This window comes from Pseudomonas sp. YL2, assembly GCF_023063025.1.
GTDB classification, from domain to species: domain Bacteria; phylum Pseudomonadota; class Gammaproteobacteria; order Pseudomonadales; family Pseudomonadaceae; genus Aquipseudomonas; species Aquipseudomonas putida_A.
Map to the genome: position 1 here is coordinate 30,636 of NZ_JAJSLU010000025.1, position 23,239 is coordinate 53,874.

19 protein-coding genes and 1 tRNA gene are annotated in these 23,239 nt (G+C 60.2%); 16 read left to right on the forward strand and 4 right to left on the reverse strand.

What is annotated here, in order from left to right; all coding sequences use genetic code 11:
• Window positions 1-21 precede the first annotated feature (21 nt).
• The gene (folK, locus tag LVD08_RS26240; RefSeq protein ID WP_027610712.1) at window positions 22-540 is read right to left on the reverse strand and encodes a 2-amino-4-hydroxy-6-hydroxymethyldihydropteridine diphosphokinase; all 519 of its coding nucleotides are present in this window, start codon (window positions 538-540) and stop codon (window positions 22-24) included.
• Window positions 531-887: a dihydroneopterin aldolase gene (folB, locus tag LVD08_RS26245; RefSeq protein ID WP_003228857.1), complete on the reverse strand. Its 357-nt coding sequence runs from the start codon at window positions 885-887 to the stop codon at window positions 531-533. Before folB ends, folK begins: the two co-directional genes overlap by 10 nt.
• 74 nt (window positions 888-961) lie before the next feature.
• On the opposite strand from folB, the gene plsY reads away from it, so the two are divergent.
• Complete coding sequence (gene plsY, locus LVD08_RS26250) at window positions 962-1,531, forward strand: glycerol-3-phosphate 1-O-acyltransferase PlsY (RefSeq protein WP_097089123.1); 570 nt, start codon at window positions 962-964, stop codon at window positions 1,529-1,531.
• A gap of 23 nt (window positions 1,532-1,554) precedes the next feature.
• Here the strand turns inward: plsY and tsaD are convergent, their stop codons facing one another.
• On the reverse strand, window positions 1,555-2,580 hold the full coding sequence (gene tsaD, locus LVD08_RS26255; protein ID WP_247269641.1) for a tRNA (adenosine(37)-N6)-threonylcarbamoyltransferase complex transferase subunit TsaD: 1,026 nt from the start codon (window positions 2,578-2,580) through the stop codon (window positions 1,555-1,557).
• A gap of 199 nt (window positions 2,581-2,779) precedes the next feature.
• Here tsaD and rpsU point away from each other — a divergent pair, with 199 nt between their 5' ends.
• The 15 genes from rpsU (at window position 2,780) to LVD08_RS26330 (ending at window position 22,836) form a co-directional block, all read left to right on the forward strand.
• Window positions 2,780-2,995 carry a 30S ribosomal protein S21 gene (gene rpsU / locus LVD08_RS26260; protein ID WP_002551877.1) on the forward strand — a complete coding sequence of 72 codons (216 nt, stop codon included), beginning with the start codon at window positions 2,780-2,782 and terminating at the stop codon, window positions 2,993-2,995.
• 481 nt (window positions 2,996-3,476) lie between these two features.
• Window positions 3,477-5,441 carry a DNA primase gene (gene dnaG / locus LVD08_RS26265; protein ID WP_247269642.1) on the forward strand — a complete coding sequence of 655 codons (1,965 nt, stop codon included), beginning with the start codon at window positions 3,477-3,479 and terminating at the stop codon, window positions 5,439-5,441.
• Window positions 5,442-5,508: 67 nt separating this feature from the next.
• On the forward strand, window positions 5,509-7,356 hold the full coding sequence (gene rpoD / locus LVD08_RS26270) for an RNA polymerase sigma factor RpoD (RefSeq protein ID WP_027610709.1): 1,848 nt from the start codon (window positions 5,509-5,511) through the stop codon (window positions 7,354-7,356).
• Window positions 7,357-7,482: 126 nt separating this feature from the next.
• Window positions 7,483-11,229 carry a bifunctional diguanylate cyclase/phosphodiesterase gene (locus tag LVD08_RS26275; protein WP_115988768.1) on the forward strand — a complete coding sequence of 1,249 codons (3,747 nt, stop codon included), beginning with the start codon at window positions 7,483-7,485 and terminating at the stop codon, window positions 11,227-11,229.
• A gap of 15 nt (window positions 11,230-11,244) precedes the next feature.
• Window positions 11,245-11,321, forward strand: a tRNA-Ile gene (locus LVD08_RS26280).
• 577 nt (window positions 11,322-11,898) lie between these two features.
• Window positions 11,899-12,360, forward strand: a complete 462-nt coding sequence (locus LVD08_RS26285; protein WP_027610706.1) for an Lrp/AsnC family transcriptional regulator — start codon at window positions 11,899-11,901, stop codon at window positions 12,358-12,360.
• A 207-nt stretch (window positions 12,361-12,567) separates the two neighbouring features.
• Window positions 12,568-14,250 carry a flavin monoamine oxidase family protein gene (locus LVD08_RS26290; protein WP_247269643.1) on the forward strand — a complete coding sequence of 561 codons (1,683 nt, stop codon included), beginning with the start codon at window positions 12,568-12,570 and terminating at the stop codon, window positions 14,248-14,250.
• Window positions 14,251-14,262: 12 nt separating this feature from the next.
• Window positions 14,263-15,057: a carbon-nitrogen hydrolase family protein gene (locus tag LVD08_RS26295; RefSeq protein WP_247269644.1), complete on the forward strand. Its 795-nt coding sequence runs from the start codon at window positions 14,263-14,265 to the stop codon at window positions 15,055-15,057.
• Window positions 15,058-15,105: 48 nt separating this feature from the next.
• A complete protein-coding gene (pqqF, locus tag LVD08_RS26300; RefSeq protein WP_247269645.1) occupies window positions 15,106-17,523 on the forward strand; it encodes a pyrroloquinoline quinone biosynthesis protein PqqF in 2,418 nt (805 codons plus the stop codon).
• Between the two features lie 158 nt (window positions 17,524-17,681).
• Entirely contained in the window at window positions 17,682-17,756 is a 75-nt protein-coding gene (gene pqqA, locus LVD08_RS26305; protein ID WP_003422658.1) for a pyrroloquinoline quinone precursor peptide PqqA, read from the forward strand.
• 81 nt (window positions 17,757-17,837) lie between these two features.
• On the forward strand, window positions 17,838-18,749 hold the full coding sequence (gene pqqB / locus LVD08_RS26310; RefSeq protein ID WP_247269646.1) for a pyrroloquinoline quinone biosynthesis protein PqqB: 912 nt from the start codon (window positions 17,838-17,840) through the stop codon (window positions 18,747-18,749).
• Between the two features lie 141 nt (window positions 18,750-18,890).
• Complete coding sequence (gene pqqC, locus LVD08_RS26315; RefSeq protein ID WP_247269647.1) at window positions 18,891-19,643, forward strand: pyrroloquinoline-quinone synthase PqqC; 753 nt, start codon at window positions 18,891-18,893, stop codon at window positions 19,641-19,643.
• The gene (gene pqqD / locus LVD08_RS26320; protein ID WP_247269648.1) at window positions 19,640-19,915 is read left to right on the forward strand and encodes a pyrroloquinoline quinone biosynthesis peptide chaperone PqqD; all 276 of its coding nucleotides are present in this window, start codon (window positions 19,640-19,642) and stop codon (window positions 19,913-19,915) included. The genes pqqC and pqqD overlap by 4 nt, the downstream gene beginning before the upstream one ends.
• Window positions 19,887-21,059 (forward strand): pyrroloquinoline quinone biosynthesis protein PqqE, encoded by a 1,173-nt coding sequence (gene pqqE, locus LVD08_RS26325; protein ID WP_103368690.1) that lies wholly within the window; start codon window positions 19,887-19,889, stop codon window positions 21,057-21,059. Before pqqD ends, pqqE begins: the two co-directional genes overlap by 29 nt.
• On the forward strand, window positions 21,025-22,836 hold the full coding sequence (locus tag LVD08_RS26330) for a S9 family peptidase (protein ID WP_247269649.1): 1,812 nt from the start codon (window positions 21,025-21,027) through the stop codon (window positions 22,834-22,836). The genes pqqE and LVD08_RS26330 overlap by 35 nt, the downstream gene beginning before the upstream one ends.
• 136 nt (window positions 22,837-22,972) lie before the next feature.
• On the opposite strand, the gene LVD08_RS26335 is transcribed toward LVD08_RS26330, so the two are convergent.
• On the reverse strand, window positions 22,973-23,131 hold the full coding sequence (locus tag LVD08_RS26335; protein ID WP_003228885.1) for a YqaE/Pmp3 family membrane protein: 159 nt from the start codon (window positions 23,129-23,131) through the stop codon (window positions 22,973-22,975).
• Between the last annotated feature and the right edge of the window lie 108 nt (window positions 23,132-23,239).

The window sequence follows — 23,239 nt, forward strand, 5'->3', positions numbered from 1 at the left end:
CTCGCGAAAGCGGCCGTTAATTCAACGTAAATCCGAAGACGTCAGTTGCTGCCCACGCCACTCAAAGGCCACCGGCGCCAACACCTGATCAATCTGCGCCTCGGCCCACAACGTCGCGAAGCTTTTTCCCACACCCGGATGCACTCGATCCGGCGCAATCAGCGACAGCGGCCACAACACAAAGGCGTTTTTTAGGATTTCGGCACGCGGCAGGATCAAGCCGTCGAAGTTACCGGTCAGATCGCCGTATAACAGCACGTCGATATCGAGCGGCAGCCCCTTGCGATCCGGCGCATAGCGACCGTTATCGGCTTCGATGAATTTCAGGCGCCGATCCAGCTCCATCAAGGGCAGATCGGTAAGCGCCGAAACCACGAAATTGAAGAAAGGCCCGCTCTTGATCCCCACCGGCTGACTCTCGAACACCGCCGAACAGCGGATATCCACCAGAAACGTCGCCAAAGCGTCGAGCCCGGCGCGCAAATGGGTTTCGCGCTCGATATTGCTACCGAGCCCGAGGTACACCTGAGTCAGCGACATCCGCGCTCGATCTCCACACCCACGCCACCCTTGGCCGCCGGCACTGCGCCAGGCTTGGTCAGCTTCAGGCGAACCCAGGTGATCTTGAACTCGGCCATCAGCACTTCGACCAGGCGCTCGGCAAAGGTCTCGACCAGTTGATACTGGGATTGCTCGGCAAAGGCCTGGATACGCGTGGAAACGCTGGCGTAATCGAGCGCCAGGGTCAGGTCGTCACCCGCGGCGGCCGGGCGATTGTCCCAGGCGAAGCTCAGATCAAGACGCAGGCACTGTCGAATGCCCCGCTCCCAGTCGTAAGCACCGATCACGGTGTCGACTTCCAAGCCCTCGATAAACACTCTGTCCAAGCACTTTTCTCCGCTGCACGACAAGGGCGCAATGCGCCGTTAGAATCAGGGCGTCCTCGCCCGGAATAGTTAGCATGTTTTGGTTACTGGCGACTCTCGCCTACCTGCTCGGCTCTCTGTCCTTCGCCATTTTGCTCAGCCGCCTGACCGGAAACCCGGATCCGCGAATGAGTGGCTCGGGTAATGCCGGCGCCACCAACATGCTGCGCCTGGCCGGTCGCAAACTGGCGATCCTGACCCTGCTGGGTGATCTGTGCAAAGGCCTGGTACCGGTGCTGATCGCAGCGGCCGCTGGCCTTTCGTTGCAGGATCAGGCCTGGATCGGCGTGTGCGCCGTTATCGGTCACCTGTTCCCGCTGTATTTCCGTTTTCGCGGCGGCAAAGGCGTCGCCACGGCTGCCGGCATGCTGCTGGGCCTGTATCCACCCGCCGCACTGCTGGCGGTGTGCGCCTGGCTGCTGACGTTCTACCTGACCCGTACCAGCTCGCTGGCGGCGTTGATCGCCACGCCCCTGACCTTGCCCTTGCTCGCCTGGCAGGAACCGGAAGCGCTGCTGCCGATGAGCGCATTGACATTGCTGATCGTCTGGCGCCACCGCGGCAATCTACGCGACCTGTTTGCCGGGCGCGAACGGCATTTTTAAATACCGCTCAGCCACACCGCCAATCACAGTGCCGACAACTGCTCCATCGGCCAGCGCGCCTGCACGCTGATCGCCAGACTTTCCTGCTGACCGGCCTGCAAACGCTGACAACCGGCAAACGCGATCATCGCGCCATTGTCGGTGCAGAACTCCGGGCGGGCGTAGAACACATCGCCCTGCATGTCGCCGAGCATCTTTTCCAGCGAAGCGCGCAAGGCCTTGTTGGCGCTGACGCCGCCAGCGATCACCAGACGCTTCATGCCCGCGTGTTTCAGGGCGCGCTTGCACTTGATGGTCAAAGTCTCCACCACGGCCTGCTGGAACGCCAGCGCGATGTCGCAACGGGCTTGCTCGCTGTCGTCCCCGGCGTTGAAGCATTGCTGCCAGGTATTGAGAGCAAAGGTCTTCAAGCCGCTGAAGCTGAAATCCAGGCCCGGGCGATCACACATCGGACGCGGGAAGGTGAAACGTCCTGCGACGCCCTTCTCGGCCAGCTTGGCGATTTCCGGCCCGCCCGGATAATTGAGGCCCATCATTTTCGCGGTTTTGTCGAACGCTTCGCCGGCGGCATCGTCGAGGGTCTCGCCGAGCAGGCTGTATTGGCCAATGCCATCGACCTGAACCAGCTGCGTATGCCCACCGGAAACCAACAAAGCGACGAACGGGAATTCCGGCGGCTTTGGCTCCAGCATCGGCGCCAGCAAGTGGCCCTCCATGTGGTGCACACCAAGTGCGGGAATGCCCCAGGCAAACGCCAGCGCCTGAGCGCACGAGGCACCCACCAGCAGCGCCCCGACCAGGCCCGGGCCCGCGGTGTAGGCGATCGCATCAATCTCGGTCGGCACGCAGTCAGCCTCGGCCAACACCTGACGAATCAAGGGCAGCATGCGTTTGACATGGTCACGCGAGGCCAGCTCCGGCACCACGCCGCCATAGACGCGGTGCAGGTCGATCTGGCTGAACAGCGCGTCGGCCAGCAGGCCGCGTTCACTGTCGTATAATGCGACGCCGGTTTCGTCGCAGGAGGTTTCTAATCCCAGTACTAGCATGGGTTTGCGCCTTGTTTAGGCTGAATTCGAAGGCGCGCATAATAGTCGCCATGCGATGCCCCGACTAGCGGTTTTCGATCAGAGGCTTTGCATTCCGAGCGATGAGGGGTTAACATCCGCAACCCTTAAAAACCGACGTCTTCAAGTGCTCTTTTGCCGCGAGGATGTTGACCCCGGTAATGAATGAAGGTAGCTCTGGATGCCAGCCGTCAAAGTTAAAGAGAACGAACCCTTCGACGTAGCTCTGCGTCGTTTCAAGCGCTCCTGCGAAAAAGCCGGTGTACTGGCTGAAGTTCGTAGCCGCGAATTTTACGAGAAGCCAACTTCTGAGCGTAAGCGCAAAGCAGCAGCCGCTGTTAAGCGTCACGCCAAGAAAGTTCAGCGCGAACAGCGCCGCGCCGTTCGTCTGTACTAATACACAGACGATCGTAGCAAGCTTCTTGCCTAAGCCCGGCCCTCAGCCGGGCTAATGGCATTTGCGTAAAACGCTTGATGCTTCACCGTCGAAGCCGCACATGCGACCGAGACAAATCTGCTTCACGCGTCAGACCTGGCTCTTTTGCCAGCGGTGCACGTCTTTTCTGACGAGCCTTTCAAGGCTACTGACGAGCACACCCACTGATTCCTCTTACGACGATCAGCCCAAGGCACCTGCATGCGTGCCCGTTTTATTGAGCTATCCGGGGCCATTTATCGGCCGTCAGCGGATTCAGCGCAACACTTTCAAATAGTCGAAAACTGATGAGTACTAACGTCAGTGGTTTTTCGGCAGATACACTTCCCGACAGCGATCACGCAACCGAACCCGGTCGAGCCGCCCACTTTGTGCGCCTCACTCAAGACCTGCGTCCGGCCGCCCTTCGCATCGGACTCATTACAGCGCAGACGAGAACGCCATGGCCGGGCTGATTCCCCAGAGCTTTATTGACGACCTCCTGAACCGCACCGACATCGTCGACGTGGTCAGCTCGCGTGTGCAACTGAAAAAGGCCGGCAAGAACTACACCGCCTGCTGCCCGTTCCATAAAGAGAAAACCCCATCGTTCAGCGTCAGCCCGGACAAGCAGTTCTATTACTGCTTCGGTTGCGGCGCCGGTGGCAACGCCCTCGGCTTTCTCATGGACCACGACAACCTGGATTTTCCCCAGGCGGTTGAGGACCTGGCTAAAGCCGCCGGCATGGAAATCCCCCGCGAAGAAAGTGGCCGCCCGCACAAACCGCGGCAGCCAACCGATTCGCCGCTGTACCCGCTGCTCACCGCCGCCGCCGATTTCTACCGCCAGGCGCTCAAGAGTCATCCGGCGCGCAAGGCTGCGGTGGATTATCTCAAGGGCCGCGGACTGACCGGCGAGATCGCCCGGGACTTCGGTCTCGGCTTCGCGCCGCCGGGCTGGGACAACCTGTTCAAACATTTGAGCAGCGACACTTTGCAGCAGAAGGCCATGATCGACGCCGGCCTGCTGATCGAGAACGCCGAAACCGGCAAACGCTATGACCGCTTCCGCGATCGCGTGATGTTCCCGATTCGCGATACCCGCGGCCGCATCATCGCTTTCGGTGGCCGGGTACTCGGCGACGACAAGCCGAAATACCTGAACTCGCCGGAAACCCCGGTCTTTCATAAAGGCCAGGAGCTCTACGGCCTCTATGAAGCACGCAAGAACAACCGCAACCTCGACGAAATCATCGTCGTCGAGGGTTACATGGACGTCATCGCCCTCGCCCAGCAAGGTTTGCGCAATGCCGTCGCGACCCTGGGCACTGCAACCAGCGAAGAACACCTCAAGCGTCTGTTTCGGGTAGTGCCGAACGTCTTGTTCTGTTTCGACGGCGACCAAGCCGGCCGCAACGCCGCATGGCGCGCACTGGAAGCAACATTGCCGTGCCTGCAGGACGGGCGCCGCGCGCGCTTTCTGTTTTTGCCCGAAGGCGAAGACCCGGACACCCTGGTTCGCGCCGAAGGCACTGATGCCTTCAAGGCCCGAATCAACCAACATGCGCAACCGCTGGCCGATTATTTCTTCCAGCAACTGACCGAGGAAGCCGATCCGCGCTCGCTCGAAGGCAAGGCCCATATGGCCACCCTCGCCGCGCCGCTGATCGACAAAGTGCCGGGCGCCAACCTGCGCATCCTGATGCGCCAGCGCTTGACCGAAATTACCGGTCTGAGCAGCGAAACCGTCAGCCAGCTGGCGCAAAGCGCGCCGCAGGAAGCGCCTCCCGCCTACGATCCGGGCATCGATTACGACGCAATGCCGGATTACAGCGACTACCATCAGCCGCAGGCACAAGACATGTATGTGCCGCAGCAGGAGTGGACGCCGAAGAAACCCGGCGCCGGCGGCAAGAAATGGGACAAGAAACCCTGGGACAAGAACGGCAAGCGTGGCGGCGATCGCGATCAACAACGCCCGCGCACGCCGATTGGCGTCGAATCACCGACCCTGACCGCCCTGCGAACATTGCTGCATCACCCGCAACTGGCCGAGCGCGTCGAGGACGCCGGGCACATTGCGGACGAAAATCAGACCAACGCACAGTTGCTTGTGTCGCTGCTCGAAGCCGTACAGAAGAATCCCAAGCTAAACTCATTTCAGTTGATCGCGCGATGGCACGGCACTGAACAGGGTCGCTTGTTGAAAGCGCTGGCGGAAAAGGAGTGGCTGATTGACGGAGAAAACCTTGAACAACAGTTTTTCGACACCATTACTAGCTTGTCAGCCCGCCAACGCGAGCGAAATCTGGAACAGTTGCTCAGGAAAGCGCGTCAAAGCGAACTGAGCGCCGAAGAGAAAAATCAACTGCGCGACCTTTTAAGTCGCAATGTTTCCGCATCAAACCCGACCTCAACTGGCGCGTGAGGTCATAGCTCAGGTATAATCCTCGGCTTGTTTTTTGCCCGCCAAGACCTTCAGTGGATAGGGTGTTATGTCCGGAAAAGCGCAACAGCAGTCTCGTATTATTGAGTTGATCAAACTGGGTCGTGAGCAGAAGTATCTGACTTACGCCGAGGTCAACGACCACCTGCCCGAGGATATTTCAGATCCGGAGCAGGTGGAAGACATCATCCGCATGATTAACGACATGGGGATCCCCGTACACGAGAGTGCTCCGGATGCGGACGCCCTTATGTTGGCCGACGCCGATACCGACGAGGCCGCTGCGGAAGAAGCAGCCGCTGCGTTGGCAGCGGTGGAGACCGATATCGGTCGCACCACTGACCCGGTGCGCATGTACATGCGTGAAATGGGTACGGTCGAGCTTCTGACTCGTGAAGGCGAAATCGAAATCGCCAAACGTATCGAAGAAGGCATCCGTGAAGTGATGAGCGCGATCGCGCACTTCCCTGGCACGGTTGACCACATTCTCTCCGAGTACACTCGCGTCACCACCGAGGGTGGTCGCCTGTCCGACGTGTTGAGCGGTTACATCGATCCGGACGACGGCATTGCGCCGCCGGCTGCCGAAGTGCCACCGCCGATCGACGCGAAAGCCGCCAAGGCTGACGACGATACCGACGACGATGACGCCGAATCTTCGGATGACGAAGAAGAAGCCGAAAGCGGTCCGGATCCGGTCATCGCGGCCCAGCGTTTTGGCGCTGTGTCCGATCAGATGGAAATCACCCGCAAGGCCCTGAAAAAGCACGGTCGTCACAACAAGGCAGCGATTGCCGAGTTGCTGGCCCTGGCCGAGCTGTTCATGCCGATCAAACTGGTGCCGAAGCAATTCGAAGCCCTGGTCGAGCGTGTTCGCAGCGCCCTGGATCGTCTGCGTCAGCAAGAGCGCGCGATCATGCAACTGTGTGTACGTGATGCACGTATGCCTCGCGCCGATTTCCTGCGTCAGTTCCCGGGCAATGAAGTCGACGAAAGCTGGTCCGACGCCCTGGCCAAAGGCAAGAGCAAATACGCCGAAGCCATTGGTCGCGTACAGCCGGACATCATCCGTTGCCAGCAGAAACTGATCGCGCTGGAAACCGAGACCGGCCTGACCATCGCTGAAATCAAGGACATCAACCGTCGCATGTCGATCGGTGAGGCCAAGGCCCGCCGCGCGAAGAAAGAGATGGTTGAAGCCAACTTGCGTCTGGTGATCTCGATCGCCAAGAAGTACACCAACCGCGGCCTGCAATTCCTCGATCTGATCCAGGAAGGCAACATCGGTCTGATGAAAGCGGTGGACAAGTTCGAATACCGTCGTGGTTACAAGTTCTCGACTTATGCCACCTGGTGGATCCGTCAGGCGATCACTCGCTCGATCGCCGACCAGGCCCGCACCATCCGTATTCCGGTGCACATGATCGAGACGATCAACAAGCTCAACCGCATTTCCCGCCAGATGCTGCAGGAAATGGGTCGCGAACCGACCCCGGAAGAGCTGGGCGAACGCATGGAAATGCCTGAGGACAAGATCCGCAAGGTATTGAAGATCGCTAAAGAGCCGATCTCCATGGAAACCCCGATCGGTGATGACGAAGACTCTCATCTGGGTGACTTCATCGAAGACTCGACCATGCAGTCGCCAATCGATGTTGCAACCGTTGAAAGCCTGAAAGAAGCGACCCGCGAAGTGCTGTCCGGCCTCACTGCCCGTGAAGCCAAGGTACTGCGCATGCGCTTCGGTATCGACATGAACACCGACCACACACTCGAAGAAGTGGGCAAACAGTTTGACGTAACGCGTGAGCGGATCCGTCAGATCGAAGCCAAGGCGCTGCGCAAGCTGCGCCACCCGACGCGAAGCGAGCATCTGCGCTCCTTCCTCGACGAGTGATACCAGAACCCCCGGCCCAGGCCGGGGGTTTTGTTTATGCGGCAGATTAAATCCCTCGCACCGCCCCTCCCCGGCATACCCCGTCTACACTCGAAACAATGAATCCCGTGCCATAACGAGACGGTTATGCCCAGACTGGCGCCCGTGCTTTTCTTGCTGTCACTGATGATCTGGACCGCAACGGCTGACGCGCTGACTCTGACCGATGAAGAACGTAGCTGGCTGGCGGCTCACCCGGACTTGCGCCTGGGTGTCGATGCATCGTGGCCGCCGTTCGAATTCCGCGATGAACAGAATCGCTATCAAGGCCTGGCCGCCGACTATATCGACGTGATCCGCCAGCGCCTGTCGATCAAACTCAATCCGGTCGAGCCATCGAGCTGGACCGAAGTGCTGGCGCAGGTGAAAACCGGCAAGATCGACCTGCTGCCAGGAATCATGTCCACGCCGGAGCGCCAGAACTATCTGTCGTTCACCCGCCCCTACCTCGACTTTCCGATCGTGATTCTCGCCCATATCGGCGGCGCACAACCGCGCAAAATCGAGGACCTGTACGGTCTGAAGATCGCGGTGGTGGAGAACTACGCCCCCCACGAACTTCTGCGCACCCACCATCCCGACCTGAATCTGGTGGCCATGCCCAATGTCAGCTCGGCCTTGCAGGCTCTGGCTACCGATGAGGTAGACGCCGTGGTCGGCGACCTTGCCTCCAGCGTCTGGAGTCTGCGCCAGCTCAAGCTCGACGGTTTATACGTCAGCGGTGAAACGCCGTATCGCTATCAGTTGGCAATGGGCGTACCCCGCGACAACAAAATGCTGGTGGGTATTCTGGACAAAGTCCTGGCGGACATGAGCCCCGAGGAAATCAGCAGCATTCAGGAACATTGGGTCGGTAATGTTCTGGACCATCGGACATTCTGGTCGGATCTTCTGATCTATGGCCTTCCTGGCCTGTTGCTGCTGGTCAGCATTCTGGCGGTGGTCATTCGCATCAATCGCCGCTTGAGTTCGGAAATCGCCCGCCGCGTCGACCTAGAACAGGAATTGCGCAGCAGCGAATATCATTACCGCGGATTGGTCGAGAGCCTTTCGGCCATCGCCTGGGAAGCGCGCATGAGCGACTTCACCTACAGCTATGTGTCGCCGCATGCCGAAGATCTGCTCGGTTATCCACAGGCGCACTGGCTGATTCCGGGCTTCTGGCGCAACATCATTCACCCCGCCGACCTGACCCGCGCCCAGGCCATTTGCGATGAGGCGGTACGCGACGGACGCGATCACACCCTCGACTATCGGGTGATCACCGCTGACGGGCGCTGCCTGTGGGTGCGTGACATTGTCAGTCTGATTGAACATGGCCACGAGCCTGTGATGCGCGGGCTGATGATCGACATCAGCGAAACCAAGCGCACTGAGGAGGCGCTGCGGCTGTCGGAGCAGAAGTTCGCGTCGGTGTTCCAGCAATGCCCGGATATCCTCGTGATCGCGCGGTTGTCCGACGGCTGTCTGCTGGAGGTCAACGAAGCCTTTGAAGAACAGATCGGCCTCAAGGCCAAGGACGTCGTCGGCCAGACCGCCACCGAACTCAACATCTGGGGCATCCCCGGGGTCGGGCCCGGGCTGTTACAGCGCTTGCAGGCCGGCAGTATCCGCAACCTGGAGATGCCCTTTCGCCGCAACAACGGCCAGGTATTCACCGGTCTGATCTCGGCCGAACCCTTCGACCTCGACACCACTCCGGCGCTGGTGGTGGTCGTGCGCGACATCACTCAACTCAAGGAAACCCAGCAGCAACTGCAAACCTCCGAAGAGAAGTTCGCCAAGGCCTTTCACGCCTCGCCGGACGGCTTGTTGCTGTCGCGTCAGAGCGATGGCCTGCTGCTGGAGGTCAACGAGGGTTTCAGCCGAATCACTGGGTTCAACAGCGCGATGTCGGTGGATCGCTCGGCGCTGGATCTGGGGATCTGGGTCAATCTCAACGAGCGCAAGCAGATGCTCGACCTGTTGCACCGCGATGGCTTCGTGCGCGATTTCACCTGCCATATCCGTCGCAGCGACGGGCAGATCCGCCTGTGCGAAGTGTCCAGCCGTCCGCTGCCGATCGGCGAAGAAGACTGCATGTTGACCATTGCCCGGGACATCACCGAGCGCCATTTGATGCAGGAAAAACTGCAGCAGGCCGCCACCGTATTCGAGAGCACCGCCGAAGGCGTGTTGATCACCGACACCCAGCAGCACATCAGCGCGGTGAACCGTGCGTTCACCGAAATCACCGGCTACAGCGAAAGCGAAGCCCTCGGCCACACCCCGCGCCTGCTCGCCTCGGGGCTGCACGACAGCGCGTTCTATGCGGCGATGTGGCACCAATTGACTGCTGAGGGACACTGGCAGGGCGAGATTTCCAACCGGCGCAAGAACGGCGAGTTGTATCCGAGCTGGCTGACCATCAGCGCGGTACGCAACCGCGACAAGTTCATCACCCACTTCGTCGCGGTGTTCGCCGATATCTCCAGCCTCAAACACGCACAAGCCAAGCTCGATTATCAGGCGCACCACGACCCGCTCACCGGCCTGCCGAATCGCACCCTGTTCGAAAGTCGCCTGCTCACCGCGCTGAACAGTCAGCAGGAAAACGGTGGTCAGGGCGCGGTGCTGTTCCTCGACCTCGACCGTTTCAAACACATCAACGACAGCCTCGGCCACCCGGTTGGCGATCTGCTGCTCAAAGGCATTGCCGTGCGTTTGAAAGAACAACTGCGTGATATCGACACCGTCGCACGACTGGGCGGTGATGAATTCATCATTCTGCTGCCGGGTCTGCAACAAGCCAGCGATGCCGACAACATCGCATTCAAACTGCTCAACTGCTTTGGCGCACCGTTTCAGGCCGGTGAGCACGAGTTCTTCATCAGCGCCAGCATCGGCACCAGCCTCTATCCACGGGATGGCTGCGATGTCGCCACCTTGGTGAAAAACGCCGACGCGGCGATGTACCGCTCCAAGGCCAAGGGCCGCAACCGCGTCGAAAGCTACACTCGCGACCTCACTGCCCAGGCCAGCGAGCGCGTGGCACTGGAGCACGAACTGCGCCGGGCCATCGAGCGCGAAGAGTTGTTCCTCTACTACCAACCGAAAATCAGCCTCGACGACCATCGCCTGGTCGGTGCCGAAGCGCTGATCCGCTGGCGCCACCCGACCTTCGGCGAGGTGCCGCCGGAGCACTTCATCCCGTTGGCCGAAGAGAACGGCATGATCCTGCAGATCGGCGATTGGGTGCTCGAGACCGCCTGCCGGCAGATGTTCGAGTGGAATCAGATCTACGACAGCCTTGGCCCGCTGTCGGTCAACCTGGCCGGCGCGCAACTGCGGCAACCGAATCTGCTCGGACGCATCGAACAACTGCTCAGGGACAACCGTCTGCAGCCGGATTTACTGCAACTGGAAATTACCGAAAACTTCATCATGAGCCAGGCCGAGGAGGCCTTGGCGGTGCTGCACCAGCTCAAACACTTGGGCGTACAACTGGCGATCGACGACTTCGGCACCGGTTATTCTTCGCTCAGTTACCTCAAACGCCTGCCGCTGGACATCCTCAAGATCGACCAGTCCTTTGTTCGCGGACTGCCCGATGACCCGCACGACGCGGCGATTGTCCGCGCGATCATCGCTCTGGGCCGGAGTATGCAATTCACCGTGATCGCAGAAGGCGTCGAGACCCAGGCCCAGCAACAATTCCTCGCCGCCGAAGGTTGCGAACAGATCCAGGGCTACATCGTCAGCCTGCCGCTGCCCCCGGAAGAATTCGCCGCAACGTTTCTTCGTGTAACCGTATCGGATTATTCGGATAGCACAGCCGCCAAACCGTCGCTATAATCCGCGGCCTACTGAGGGCCTATAGCTCAGTTGGTTAGAGCAGAGGACTCATAATCCTTTGGTCCACGGTTCAAGTCCGTGTGGGCCCACCACATTTGAAAGCCGCGCTACATGCGCGGCTTTTTCTTGGGCGATCAGTTGAGGGGACAATCTTTGCGAGCGCAATGTTCGGAAGACCTCCCCGAAGGCTGTAGGAATGTTCCGAAGTTATGTTTTCTCCCCTCCCCGCGCCTTGTTGACTGTTTCCCCAGACAAGTAATCTCCGGACGCCACTGCCCGTCCAGGATTGTTTTTATGCTGGCGATCTTTTGTACAAGCGGTACATTCTTGAAGACAAAGAAAAGGGCAGCCATTTGGCTGCCCTTGATATTTAAATCCTGATATTTGCATCCTCAGGAAATGGGATGAAGAGGTCTCACCTTACACCGATGTTGCAGCATCGCTGAGGTACCTACGTCTGCTAAAGCCCTGCAAGGCAGCAGATTTCGCGCTCTTGTTGGCATTCTTGATAAATAGGCCCGGCAAGTCAAACCAAATATTTGATGTTTGTTTTGGCGCAACAATTGCCTCCACGCATAAGTGACGTGTTCAGTCATCGCCAGCAGCGTGTCGCTGATAGTGCCTGTAACATGCAAACTCATCCGCCCTCGACAGTCACGGAGCCGACCCTTGCCCGACACCCGCCCACCCGCCCTCGACGAAATCGACCGCCAGCTGATCGCCGCCCTGCAAATCAACGCCCGCGAAAGCGTGGCCATGCTTGCCCGGCAGCTGGGCATTGCGCGGACCACCGTCACATCGCGGTTGGCGCGGCTGGAGAGGGCCAAGGTGATCACCGGTTATGGCGTACGTTTGGGGCAGCGCGTGGTCGATGGCGGGTTGCAGGCGTATGTCGGGATCAAGGTGCAGCCGCGTTCCGGCAAAGAGGTATTGCGCCGGTTGAGCGCGATGGCGCAGGTGCAGCAGTTGTGTGCGGTGAGTGGCGAATTTGATTATGTGGCGTGGTTGCGCACCGACTCGCCGGAGCAACTGGATCAATTGCTGGATCAGATCGGCAGTGTGGACGGGGTGGAGAAGACCACGACGTCGATCATTTTGAGTAGCAAGATTGATCGAGGGCAGCCGGTTTGAGTGCTGGTGAGCTTGATGGCCTCTTCGCGAGCAGGTTCATTCCTACATTTGGTCGGTGTGTAGTCAGCAAACGTCATATTGATCAATTAATTAGCAAAACGACGACACTTTGCGTCTTATTAACGTGTTCTACGCTCCCTAGAATGGCTGGCATCTTTTCCTATACTCAGACGCGCATCCTGCGTCGGGTCGCCAGCAAGGTCAGCCATGAACAAGAACAATCGCCATCCTGCAGACGGTAAGAAACCCGTTACCATTTTCGGCCCGGACTTTCCGTTCGCCTTCGACGACTGGATCGAACACCCGGCCGGTCTCGGCAGCATTCCTGAACACCATCACGGCGCTGAAGTGGCGATTGTCGGCGCGGGTATCGCGGGTCTGGTGGCCGCCTACGAACTGATGAAGCTCGGCTTGAAACCAGTGGTGTACGAGGCCTCGAAACTGGGTGGCCGCCTGCGTTCGCAAGCGTTCAACGGCACCGATGGCATCGTCGCGGAACTGGGTGGCATGCGTTTCCCGGTGTCCTCTACTGCGTTTTATCACTACGTCGACAAGCTCGGTCTTGAGACAAAACCTTTCCCGAACCCGCTGACGCCGGCTTCCGGCAGCACCGTGATCGACCTCGAAGGCAAAACCCATTACGCACAAAGCCTGAAGGATCTTCCTGCACTGTTCCAGGAAGTGGCTGACGCCTGGGCGGATGCGCTGGAGGCCGGCTCGCAGTTCGCCGATATTCAGCAAGCGATCCGCGACCGCGATGTGCCACGCCTCAAAGAGCTGTGGAACAAGCTCGTTCCGCTGTGGGACGACCGCACGTTCTACGACTTCGTTGCCACTTCCAAAGCCTTCGCCAAACTCTCGTTCCATCACCGCGAAGTGTTCGGTCAGGTCGGTTTCGGTACCGGCGGCTGGGACTCGGACTTCCCCAATTCGATGCTGGAAATCTTCCGCGTGGTGATGACCAACTGCGACGATCACCAACACCTGGTGGTTGGCGGTGTAGAACAAGTGCCACAAGGCATCTGGCGGCATGTGCCGGAGCGCTGCGTGCACTGGCCGGAAGGCACCAGCCTGAAATCCCTGCACCGTGGCGCGCCGCGTTCCGGCGTGAAGAAAATCGCTCACGCGCCGGACGGCCGTTTCGCCGTCACCGACAACAACGGCGACACCCGCGAATACGCCGCCGTGCTGACCACCTGCCAGAGCTGGCTGCTGACCACGCAGATCGAATGCGACGAAACCCTGTTCTCGCAGAAGATGTGGATGGCGCTGGATCGCACGCGCTACATGCAGTCGTCGAAGACCTTCGTGATGGTCGACCGGCCATTCTGGAAGGACAAGGATCCGCAAACCGGCCGCGACCTGATGAGCATGACCCTCACCGATCGCCTGACCCGCGGCACCTATCTGTTCGACAACGGTGACGACAAGCCGGGGGTGATCTGCCTGTCCTACTCGTGGATGAGCGACGCGCTGAAGATGCTGCCGCACCCGGTGGAAAAACGCGTAGAGCTGGCGTTGAACGCGCTGAAGAAGATCTATCCGAAAGTCGATATCGCCGCGCGGATCATCGGCGATCCGATCACCGTGTCATGGGAAGCCGACCCGTACTTCCTCGGCGCATTCAAAGGCGCCCTGCCCGGCCACTATCGCTACAACCAGCGCATGTACGCGCACTTCATGCAGGACGACATGCCCGCCGAGCAACGGGGGATTTTCATCGCCGGTGACGACGTGTCGTGGACGCCGGCATGGGTCGAAGGCGCGGTGCAGACTTCACTCAACGCGGTGTGGGGGATCATGAAGCATTTCGGTGGTTCGACACATAAAGAGAACCCGGGCCCAGGTGATGTGTTCAAAGACATCGGCCCTATCGCCCTGCCCGAGTAAGAGGATTCCCCGATGCGTGTAGCCCTTTACCAATGTCCACCGCTGCCCCTGGAACCCGCCGCCAACCTGCATCGCCTGCAGCAACTGGCAATGGAGGCGAAGGGTGCCGACCTGCTGGTGCTACCGGAGATGTTCCTGACCGGCTACAACATCGGCGCCGAGGCAGTCAGTACGCTGGCCGAGGTCTACAACGGTGAATGGGCGCAACAGATCGGTCGAATCGCCAAAGCCGCCGGGCTGGCGATTGCTTACGGTTACCCCGAGCGCACGGCCGACGGGCAGATCTACAACGCCGTGCAGTTGATCGACGCGCACGGCGAGCGCCTGTGCAATTACCGCAAGACCCATCTGTTCGGCGACCTGGATCGTTCGATGTTCAGCACCGGCGAAGATGCGTTTCCGGTGGTCGAGCTCAACGGCTGGAAGCTCGGTTTCCTGATCTGCTACGACCTGGAGTTTCCCGAGAACGCGCGGCGTCTGGCGCTGGCCGGCGCCGAGCTGATTGTGGTGCCGACGGCGAACATGATTCCGTTCGATTTCGTCGCTGACGTTACCGTGCGTTCCCGTGCCTTCGAAAACCAGTGTTACGTGGCGTACGCCAATTATTGCGGGCAGGAAGGCGAGATCCACTATTGCGGACAAAGCAGCATCGCCGCGCCGGACGGCAGCCGTATCGCCCAGGCCGGACTCGATGAAGCATTGATCGTCGGTGAGCTGGATCGACAGTTGATGGCAGATTCCCGCGCCGCCAATCGCTACCTCAACGACCGTCGTCCCGAGCTTTACCACGCGTTGAACAAGCGCTGACCCCACCCAATCCGCTAGCATTGGCACTTCACTGTTCTGGAAGTGCCCATGCCTGCGCCGACTCACCCCCGCCCCCACACCGAAACCCTGCCAAACGGCTTGCGCGTGACCCTGCGTCAGGTGCCCGGCTTGAAGCGCAGTGCCGCTGCGTTGCGGGTGGCTGGCGGTAGCCATGACGTGCCACTCAAGTGGCCGGGGCTGGCGCATTTTCTTGAGCATTTGCTGTTTCTCGGCACTGAGCGTTTTCCTGCGAGTCAGGCGCTGATGGCCTACGTGCAAAGTCACGGTGGGCAAGTAAACGCTAGCACTCGTGAACGCACCACCGACTTCTTCTTCGAACTGCCGACCTCGGCCTTCAGTACCGGGCTTGAGCGTCTGTCAGACATGCTCGCCCAGCCGCGTATGAATCCGCACGATCAGTTGCGCGAACGGGAAGTGCTGGACGCGGAATTCGTCGCGTGGTCGCAAGATCCGACGGCTCAGCAGGAACTGGCGCTGTACGAGGGATTGCCGGCCGCACATCCGCTGCGCGGGTTTCATGCGGGAAATCGCGACAGCCTGAAAGTTGAGTTACCAGCGTTTCAACAGGCGCTGAAAGATTTCCACCGGCAGTTTTATCGCACCGGACAAATGACGCTGAGCCTGGTCGGGCCGCAGAGCATCGAGGAATTGCGCGTACTGGCGCAGCAGTTCGCCGCCGTGCTGCCGGCTGGGGATAAGGTCGAGCAAGCAGCGCCGCTGCCATTGGCGGTAAAAAGTTATCAACAGGTCGGCGAGCGAAGCAGCCATCTGTTGTTCGCTTTCGAAGCACTGCCCGACTCGTCCGCCGAAGCGCTGGCGTTTCTCTGCCATTGGCTGAACAGCGCCAAGCCCGGCGGTTTGCTCGTCCATTTGCAGCAACACCGCCTCGCGGATAGTTTGAAAGCCGTGCCGCTGTATCATTTCGCCGGGCAAGCGCTGCTGCACCTGCAATTCACCGCCCCCGCCGAATCCCTCAGCGTCATTGGTGAACAGCTGCTGGACTGGTTGAGCTTCTTTGCCGCGCAACAGGACTGGGCAGCGCTGCGCGGGGAATACGCCAAACTGCTGGAACGTCAGCAGCAAGTCAGTGGCGCACTGCAACTGGCGCGGCTCGACAGTGAACAACGCGAAAACGGTCTGTCGGAAAACGGCGTCGTTGCGCTCAAACAGATTCTGCGCGACATCGGCGTTGTGGATAACTTCAGCGACCATTGGCACCTGCCTGCCGCCAATCCTTTTCTAGGCTCCAACGAGCCGCTGGCCAACGCCGGCCTGATTCGCGGCCAGACCAGCGCCCATCGTGGCTTGCGGACTTTCGCTCAGGATCGCTCGCGCGGTCGGCGTGAGCGTTCGCCGATGCAATTCAGCCAGGCGTTGCCGGATCATACCGACCACGGCGCAATTTACTTGCGTTGGCAAACGCAGGCGGCGGCCGGCACAGATCTGCAAGGCAAGCTGCGACGCAGTCTGTGGGAAACGCAGGAAGACGCGCGGCAGGCCGGCGTCGAATTGGCGTTCAGCGCCACCGGCACGCAGTGGCTGCTGAAACTGACGGGCTTGCAGGAGCCGATGCCCAGTGTCCTCGAACACGCGCTGAAATGTCTGACGCAAATTGACGCCGATTCAGCGAGCGTAGAGCCAGAAGCGCCGTTGATACCGATCCGCCAGTTGCTCAAGGCGTTGCCTGAATATTGTCTGTCATCGGCCGTCGAGTCGAACGACGTCAAACAGCTGTGGACAACTTCGCGCTGGGACGGACTGGCCCTTGGCCTCAACGCACAGACGCAATCAGCCATGGGCCTGGCCCTGAGCCGCATCCCCGGCACACCGGACAATCAATTGCCGGCAGCGACGGCGATCAACCCGCAACATCTGTGGAGCCACATCGACACCGCGTCCAGCGAGCATGCGTTGCTGCTGTTCTGCCCGAGCACCGGCCGCGAGATCGCCGACGAAGCCGCCTGGCGCTTGCTCGCGCAGCTGTGTCAGACACCGTTCTATCAACGCCTGCGAGTCGAATTGCAATTGGGCTACGCCGTGTTCAGCGCCCTGCGGCAGATGCATGGCCAAAGCGGATTGCTGTTTGGTGTGCAGTCGCCAAATACTGAGCCAGTTGAACTGCTTGGGCATGTCCAGCAGTTCCTCGAGGGCATTCCTGCGCTTATCGAAAACCTCGATGAAGAGCGTTTCAACGAGCAGCGCCAGTCACTCGCGGATCAGTTCGCTGAGAGACATCTGTCCGACAAGGACGCCTCCGAGTTGCTGTGGCAGGCCAAGCTCGCTGGCCACTCGTCGGATTACCTGGCGCAACTGCACACGGCCATCGGCCAATTGGAACGCTCGGCACTGCTGGCGACAGCGCAGCGGTTGCTCAACGCCGAGGGCGGCTGGCGCTGCCTGGCCAGCGAATCGTCACCCGGCGCGCCGTGGCAAGCGACAAAATGATCATTACCAAGGCTGCAAGGAGCTTTCTCAAAGATTCACGGGCAATACCGTTGAAATTTTGAGTAACATAGCAGCCTAACTATTTGGAACATCCCGGCGCGGCCATGGACTATAACTATGGACAGCGCTATCCCACCCACCCAATGAGGAGTCACCCTATGTCCTGGACAAAACCGGCTTACACCGACCTGCGTATCGGCTTCGAAGTCACCATGTACTTCGCCAGCCGCTGAGTTCTGCCTACGCAGACTTGCAGTGCAACGCCTCGGCTCGCCGGGGCGTTTTATTTTCAGCGTTGAAAGATGGGAGCGTTCATGTTCGTCCAGATTCTGGGTTCGGCCGCCGGTGGCGGATTTCCGCAGTGGAACTGTAACTGCGTCAATTGCGCAGGCTTTCGCGACGGCAGCCTGAATGCCAAGGCCCGTACCCAATCGTCCATCGCAATTTCCGATGATGGCGTGAACTGGGTGCTGTGCAACGCTTCGCCGGACATCCGCGCGCAACTGCAGAGCTTCGCCCCGATGCAACCGGGCCGCGCCCTGCGCGACACTGGCATCAGCGCGATCATCCTGATGGACAGCCAGATCGACCACACCACCGGCCTGCTCAGCCTGCGCGAAGGCTGCCCGCATCAGGTCTGGTGCACGAACATGGTTCACGAAGATTTGAGCACCGGTTTCCCGCTGTTCAAGATGCTGACCCACTGGAACGGCGGACTGAACTGGAACCGCATCGACCTCGACCAGAGCTTCACCGTTGCGGCCTGCCCGAACCTGCGCTTCACCCCGCTGCCGTTGCGCAGCGCCGCGCCACCGTACTCGCCGCACCGTTTCGACCCGCACCCGGGCGACAACATCGGCCTGATCGTCGAAGACCTGAACACCGGCGGCAAACTGTTCTATGCACCGGGGCTGGGCAAGGTTGATGCGCCATTGCTGGAGATCATGGCCGGCAGTGATTGCCTGCTGGTGGACGGAACGCTGTGGGATGACGATGAAATGCAGCGCCGTGGCGTCGGCACCCGCTCCGGTCGCGAGATGGGCCACCTGGCACAGAACGGCCCCGGCGGCATGCTCGAAGTGCTGGAGCAGTTGCCCGAGCAGCGCAAGGTGCTTATCCACATCAACAACACCAACCCGATTCTCGATGAAGAATCGCCGGAGCGCGCGGAGCTGGCGCGGCGTAATGTTGAAGTGGCGTTTGATGGCATGAGTATTGTGCTGTAAGCCTTTGAGACCGCTGCGCGGTCTATCGCGAGCAGGCTCACTCCTACATTGGAATGCGATCACCTGTAGGAGTGAGCCTGCTCGCGATAAGGCCGGCACAGACACCAGATATTTCTAGGGTTGTTCCCCCGGAGAACCGCAATGACCGACACCCCGCTGTCCCCCACCGAATTCGAAGCCGCCCTGCGCGCCAAAGGCGCCTACTACCACATCTACCACCCGTATCACGTGACGATGTACGAAGGCCGTGCCACCCGCGAGCAGATTCAGGGCTGGGTCGCCAACCGCTTCTACTATCAGGTGAACATCCCCCTGAAAGACGCGGCGATCCTCGCCAATTGCCCGGATCGCGAGATTCGCCGCGAGTGGATTCAACGCCTGCTCGACCACGATGGCGCCCCCGGTGAAGACGGCGGCATTGAAGCCTGGCTGCGGCTCGGTCAGGCGGTCGGCCTCGACCCGGATCAACTGCGCTCCCAAGAACTGGTGCTGCCCGGCGTGCGTTTCGCCGTCGATGCCTACGTCAATTTCGCTCGCCGCGCCAGTTGGCAGGAAGCCGCCAGCAGCTCGCTTACCGAACTGTTCGCGCCGCAGATCCACCAGTCGCGTCTCGACAGCTGGCCGCAGCATTACCCGTGGATCGACCCGGCCGGTTACGAATATTTCCGCACTCGCCTGGGTCAAGCGCGGCGCGATGTCGAGCACGGTCTGGCGATCACGCTCGAGCACTACAAGACCCGCGAGGGTCAGGAGCGCATGCTGGAAATTCTCCAGTTCAAACTGGACATTCTTTGGAGCATGCTCGATGCCATGAGCATGGCCTACGAACTGAATCGCCCGCCGTATCACAGCGTTACCGAGCAGCGGGTCTGGCACAAAGGAATCACCCTATGAGTTTTGATCGCAGCAAGATCCCGACCTGGCGTCCCGGCTACCGTTTCCAGTACGAACCGGCGCAAAAAGGTCACGTGCTGCTTTACCCCGAAGGCATGATCAAGCTCAACGACAGCGCCGCGCTGATCGGCGGTTTGATCGACGGTGAACGCGATGTCGCGACGATCATCGCCAAACTCGACGAGCAGTTTCCCGGCGTGCCCGAGCTCGGTGAAGACATCGAGCAATTCATGGAGGTTGCCCGTGCGCAGCACTGGATCGAACTTGCCTGAAGCATCGGTGCAAGTACCGCCAAAATCTGAAGTCGGCCTGCCGCTGTGGCTGCTCGCCGAGCTGACCTACCGCTGCCCGCTGCAATGCCCGTACTGCTCCAATCCGCTGGATTTCGCCGAGCAGGGCAAAGAGCTGAGCACCGAGCAGTGGATCAAGGTCTTCCGCGAAGCGCGGGAGATGGGCGCGGCGCAACTGGGCTTTTCCGGTGGCGAACCGCTGGTGCGTCAGGACCTCGCCGAGCTGATCCGTGAAGCGCGACAGTTGGGTTTCTACACCAACCTGATCACTTCCGGCATCGGTCTGACCGAGCAGAAGATCAGTGACTTCAAGAAGGCTGGTCTCGATCACATCCAGATCAGTTTCCAGGCCAGTGACGAGCAAGTGAACAACCTGCTCGCCGGCTCGAAAAAGGCCTTCGCGCAGAAACTGGAAATGGCTCGCGCGGTGAAGGCCCACGGCTATCCGATGGTGCTGAACTTCGTCACCCACCGGCACAACATCGACAAGATCGACCGCATCATCGAGCTGTGTATTGCGCTCGAAGCGGACTTCGTCGAACTTGCCACCTGCCAGTTCTACGGCTGGGCACAGCTCAACCGTGTCGGCCTGTTGCCGACCAAAGAGCAACTGGTGCGCGCCGAACGCATCACCAACGAATACCGCGCCAAACTGGAAGCCGAAGGGCATCCGTGCAAGCTGATTTTCGTCACCCCGGACTACTACGAAGAACGCCCGAAAGCCTGCATGAACGGTTGGGGCAGCATCTTTCTGACGGTTACCCCGGACGGCACTGCCCTGCCCTGTCATGGTGCCCGACAGCTGCCGGTACAATTTCCCAACGTGCGCGACCACAGCATGCAGCATATCTGGTACGACTCGTTCGGCTTCAACCGCTTTCGCGGTTACGACTGGATGCCCGAGCCATGCCGCTCCTGCGACGAGAAGGAACAGGACTTCGGCGGCTGCCGCTGTCAGGCGTTCATGCTCACGGGGGACGCGAGCAATGCCGACCCGGTGTGCAGCAAGTCCGAACATCACGGCGTGATTCTCAAGGCCCGAGAAGAAGCCGAGACCGCCACCCAGACCATCGAACAACTGGCCTTCCGTAATGAACGAAACTCACGCCTCATCGCCAAGGGCTGAGCCTTTCAGCGCCGCCCAGGCTGTCGCCGCCGGAATGGATTTCGCCGAACTGCAACTCGGTGCCCACGGTTTGTTCTGGAATGAATATCGCCCGGAAGATGCCGCGTGCCGGATCTGGCACTGGCGAGACGGCGTGGCGAAATGTCTGACGCCGGATGGCTTCAGTGTGCGTAGCCGGGTGTACGAATATGGCGGTGGCGCGTTTTGTCTGACGCCGGACGGGGTGGTTTTCGTCAATGAGGCGGATCAGCAGTTGTATCGGCAGACGCTGGATGGCGCGCCCGAGGTGCTGACTTCTGGCGAGTGTCGTTATGGCGATCTGCATTTTGCTTTCGGCCAAGTGCTGGCGGTCGAGGAACTGCGCGACCAGCATCGGCTGGTAGCGATTGATCTGGCCGACGGCACCCGGCATTTGCTGGCTGAAGGTGCGGATTTTTATGCAGCACCGGTGATCAGCCCGGACGGTTCGCGATTGGCCTGGATCGAGTGGAGTCGGCCGCATCAGCCTTGGACATCCACGCGATTGATGGTGGCCGAGCGTCTGGCTGAGGGTGGCTTTGGCGCACCGCGTTGCGTGGCGGGGGCTGACCTTGAAGAGTCGATCCAGCAACCGCGGTTCGACGCGAAAGGACGCTTGTTATGCCTGACTGATCGCGGCGGTTTCTGGCAGCCGTGGGGCGAAACGTCCGACGGTTTGCAGCGACTGCCCTGCGCCGAGGCCGATCATGCGCCCGCCCCGTGGCAAATGGGGGGCTGCACCTGGATGCCGGTGGGCGATTCGTTTCTGGCGAGCTGGAGCGAAGGCGGTTTTGGTCGCCTGGCGCTCGACGGTGAAGATTTCACCGGCGACTACAGCCGCTTCCGCCATCTGGCGCTGGATCAGCAATTCATCTACTGCATTACCGCCTCGCCGATCAGCCCTTCGGCGGTGATCGCCATCGATCGCACGACCCACTCGGTGCAAGTGCTGGCCGGTGGTGTTGCACCTCTGCCGGCGGAGCGCATCAGCCGTCCGCAGACCTTGCGCTACCCGAGCGGCAGCGGTGAGGCTCACGGCTTCTTTTATCCGGCGATGAACGACGAAGCCCGGCCGCCACTGGTGGTATTCATCCACGGCGGCCCGACCTCGGCCTGCTACCCGATGCTCGACCCGCGCATTCAGTACTGGACGCAGCGTGGTTTCGCCGTCGCCGACCTCAACTATCGCGGCAGCAGCGGTTACGGTCGCAAATATCGTCAGGCGTTGCATCTGAGTTGGGGTGAGGTGGATGTCGAGGATGCTTGCGCGGTGGTGGCGTATCTGGCCGAGCAAGGTCTGATCGACGGCGAGCGCGCGTTTATCCGCGGCGGCAGCGCCGGGGGTTACACCACGTTATGCGCGTTGGCGTTTCAGCAGGTGTTCCGCGCGGGCGCCAGCCTCTATGGCGTCAGCGACCCGGTGGCACTGGCCCGGGCAACCCACAAATTCGAAGGTGATTATCTCGACTGGCTGATCGGCGATCCCGAACAGGATGCCGAGCGCTACGCCGCCCGCACGCCGCTACTGCATGCGAGCAACATCCGTGTGCCGGTGATTTTCTTCCAGGGTGAACTGGATGCGGTGGTGGTGCCGCAACAGACCCGCGACATGGTCGCGGCGCTGGAGCAAAACGGTATCTCGGTCGAGGCGCATTACTACGCCGACGAACGCCATGGTTTCCGTCGCGCCGCCAATCAGGCGCATGCGCTGGAGCAGGAGTGGCGGTTTTATCGGCGGGTGATGGGGTTGGCGGACTAAACACCGCATTTACATTTCAAAATAGCGGTGCCCCTATCGCGAGCAGGCTCACTCCTACAGTTGACCGTGTTCACAACACAAATCCCCTGTGGGAGTGAGCCTGCTCGCGATGGCTTTTTATCTGACTCGGCGATACTCAGCGCTTGGCGATGATGTACACCGCATGCACGATCCCGGGAATGTAGCCGCACAGCGTCAGCAGAATGTTCAGCCAAAACGCCCCGCCGAACCCGACCTGCAGAAACACACCCAGTGGCGGCAACAGAATGGCGATGATGATACGAATGAAGTCCATGGGTCAGCTCCTGAATGGGGGTTGGCTCACATGAGCCATACACGCTAATCGACCTGCGCCGTTCGTCAGGGTTCAGTGCAAACGCCATTTGATCGCCACCATCGGGCA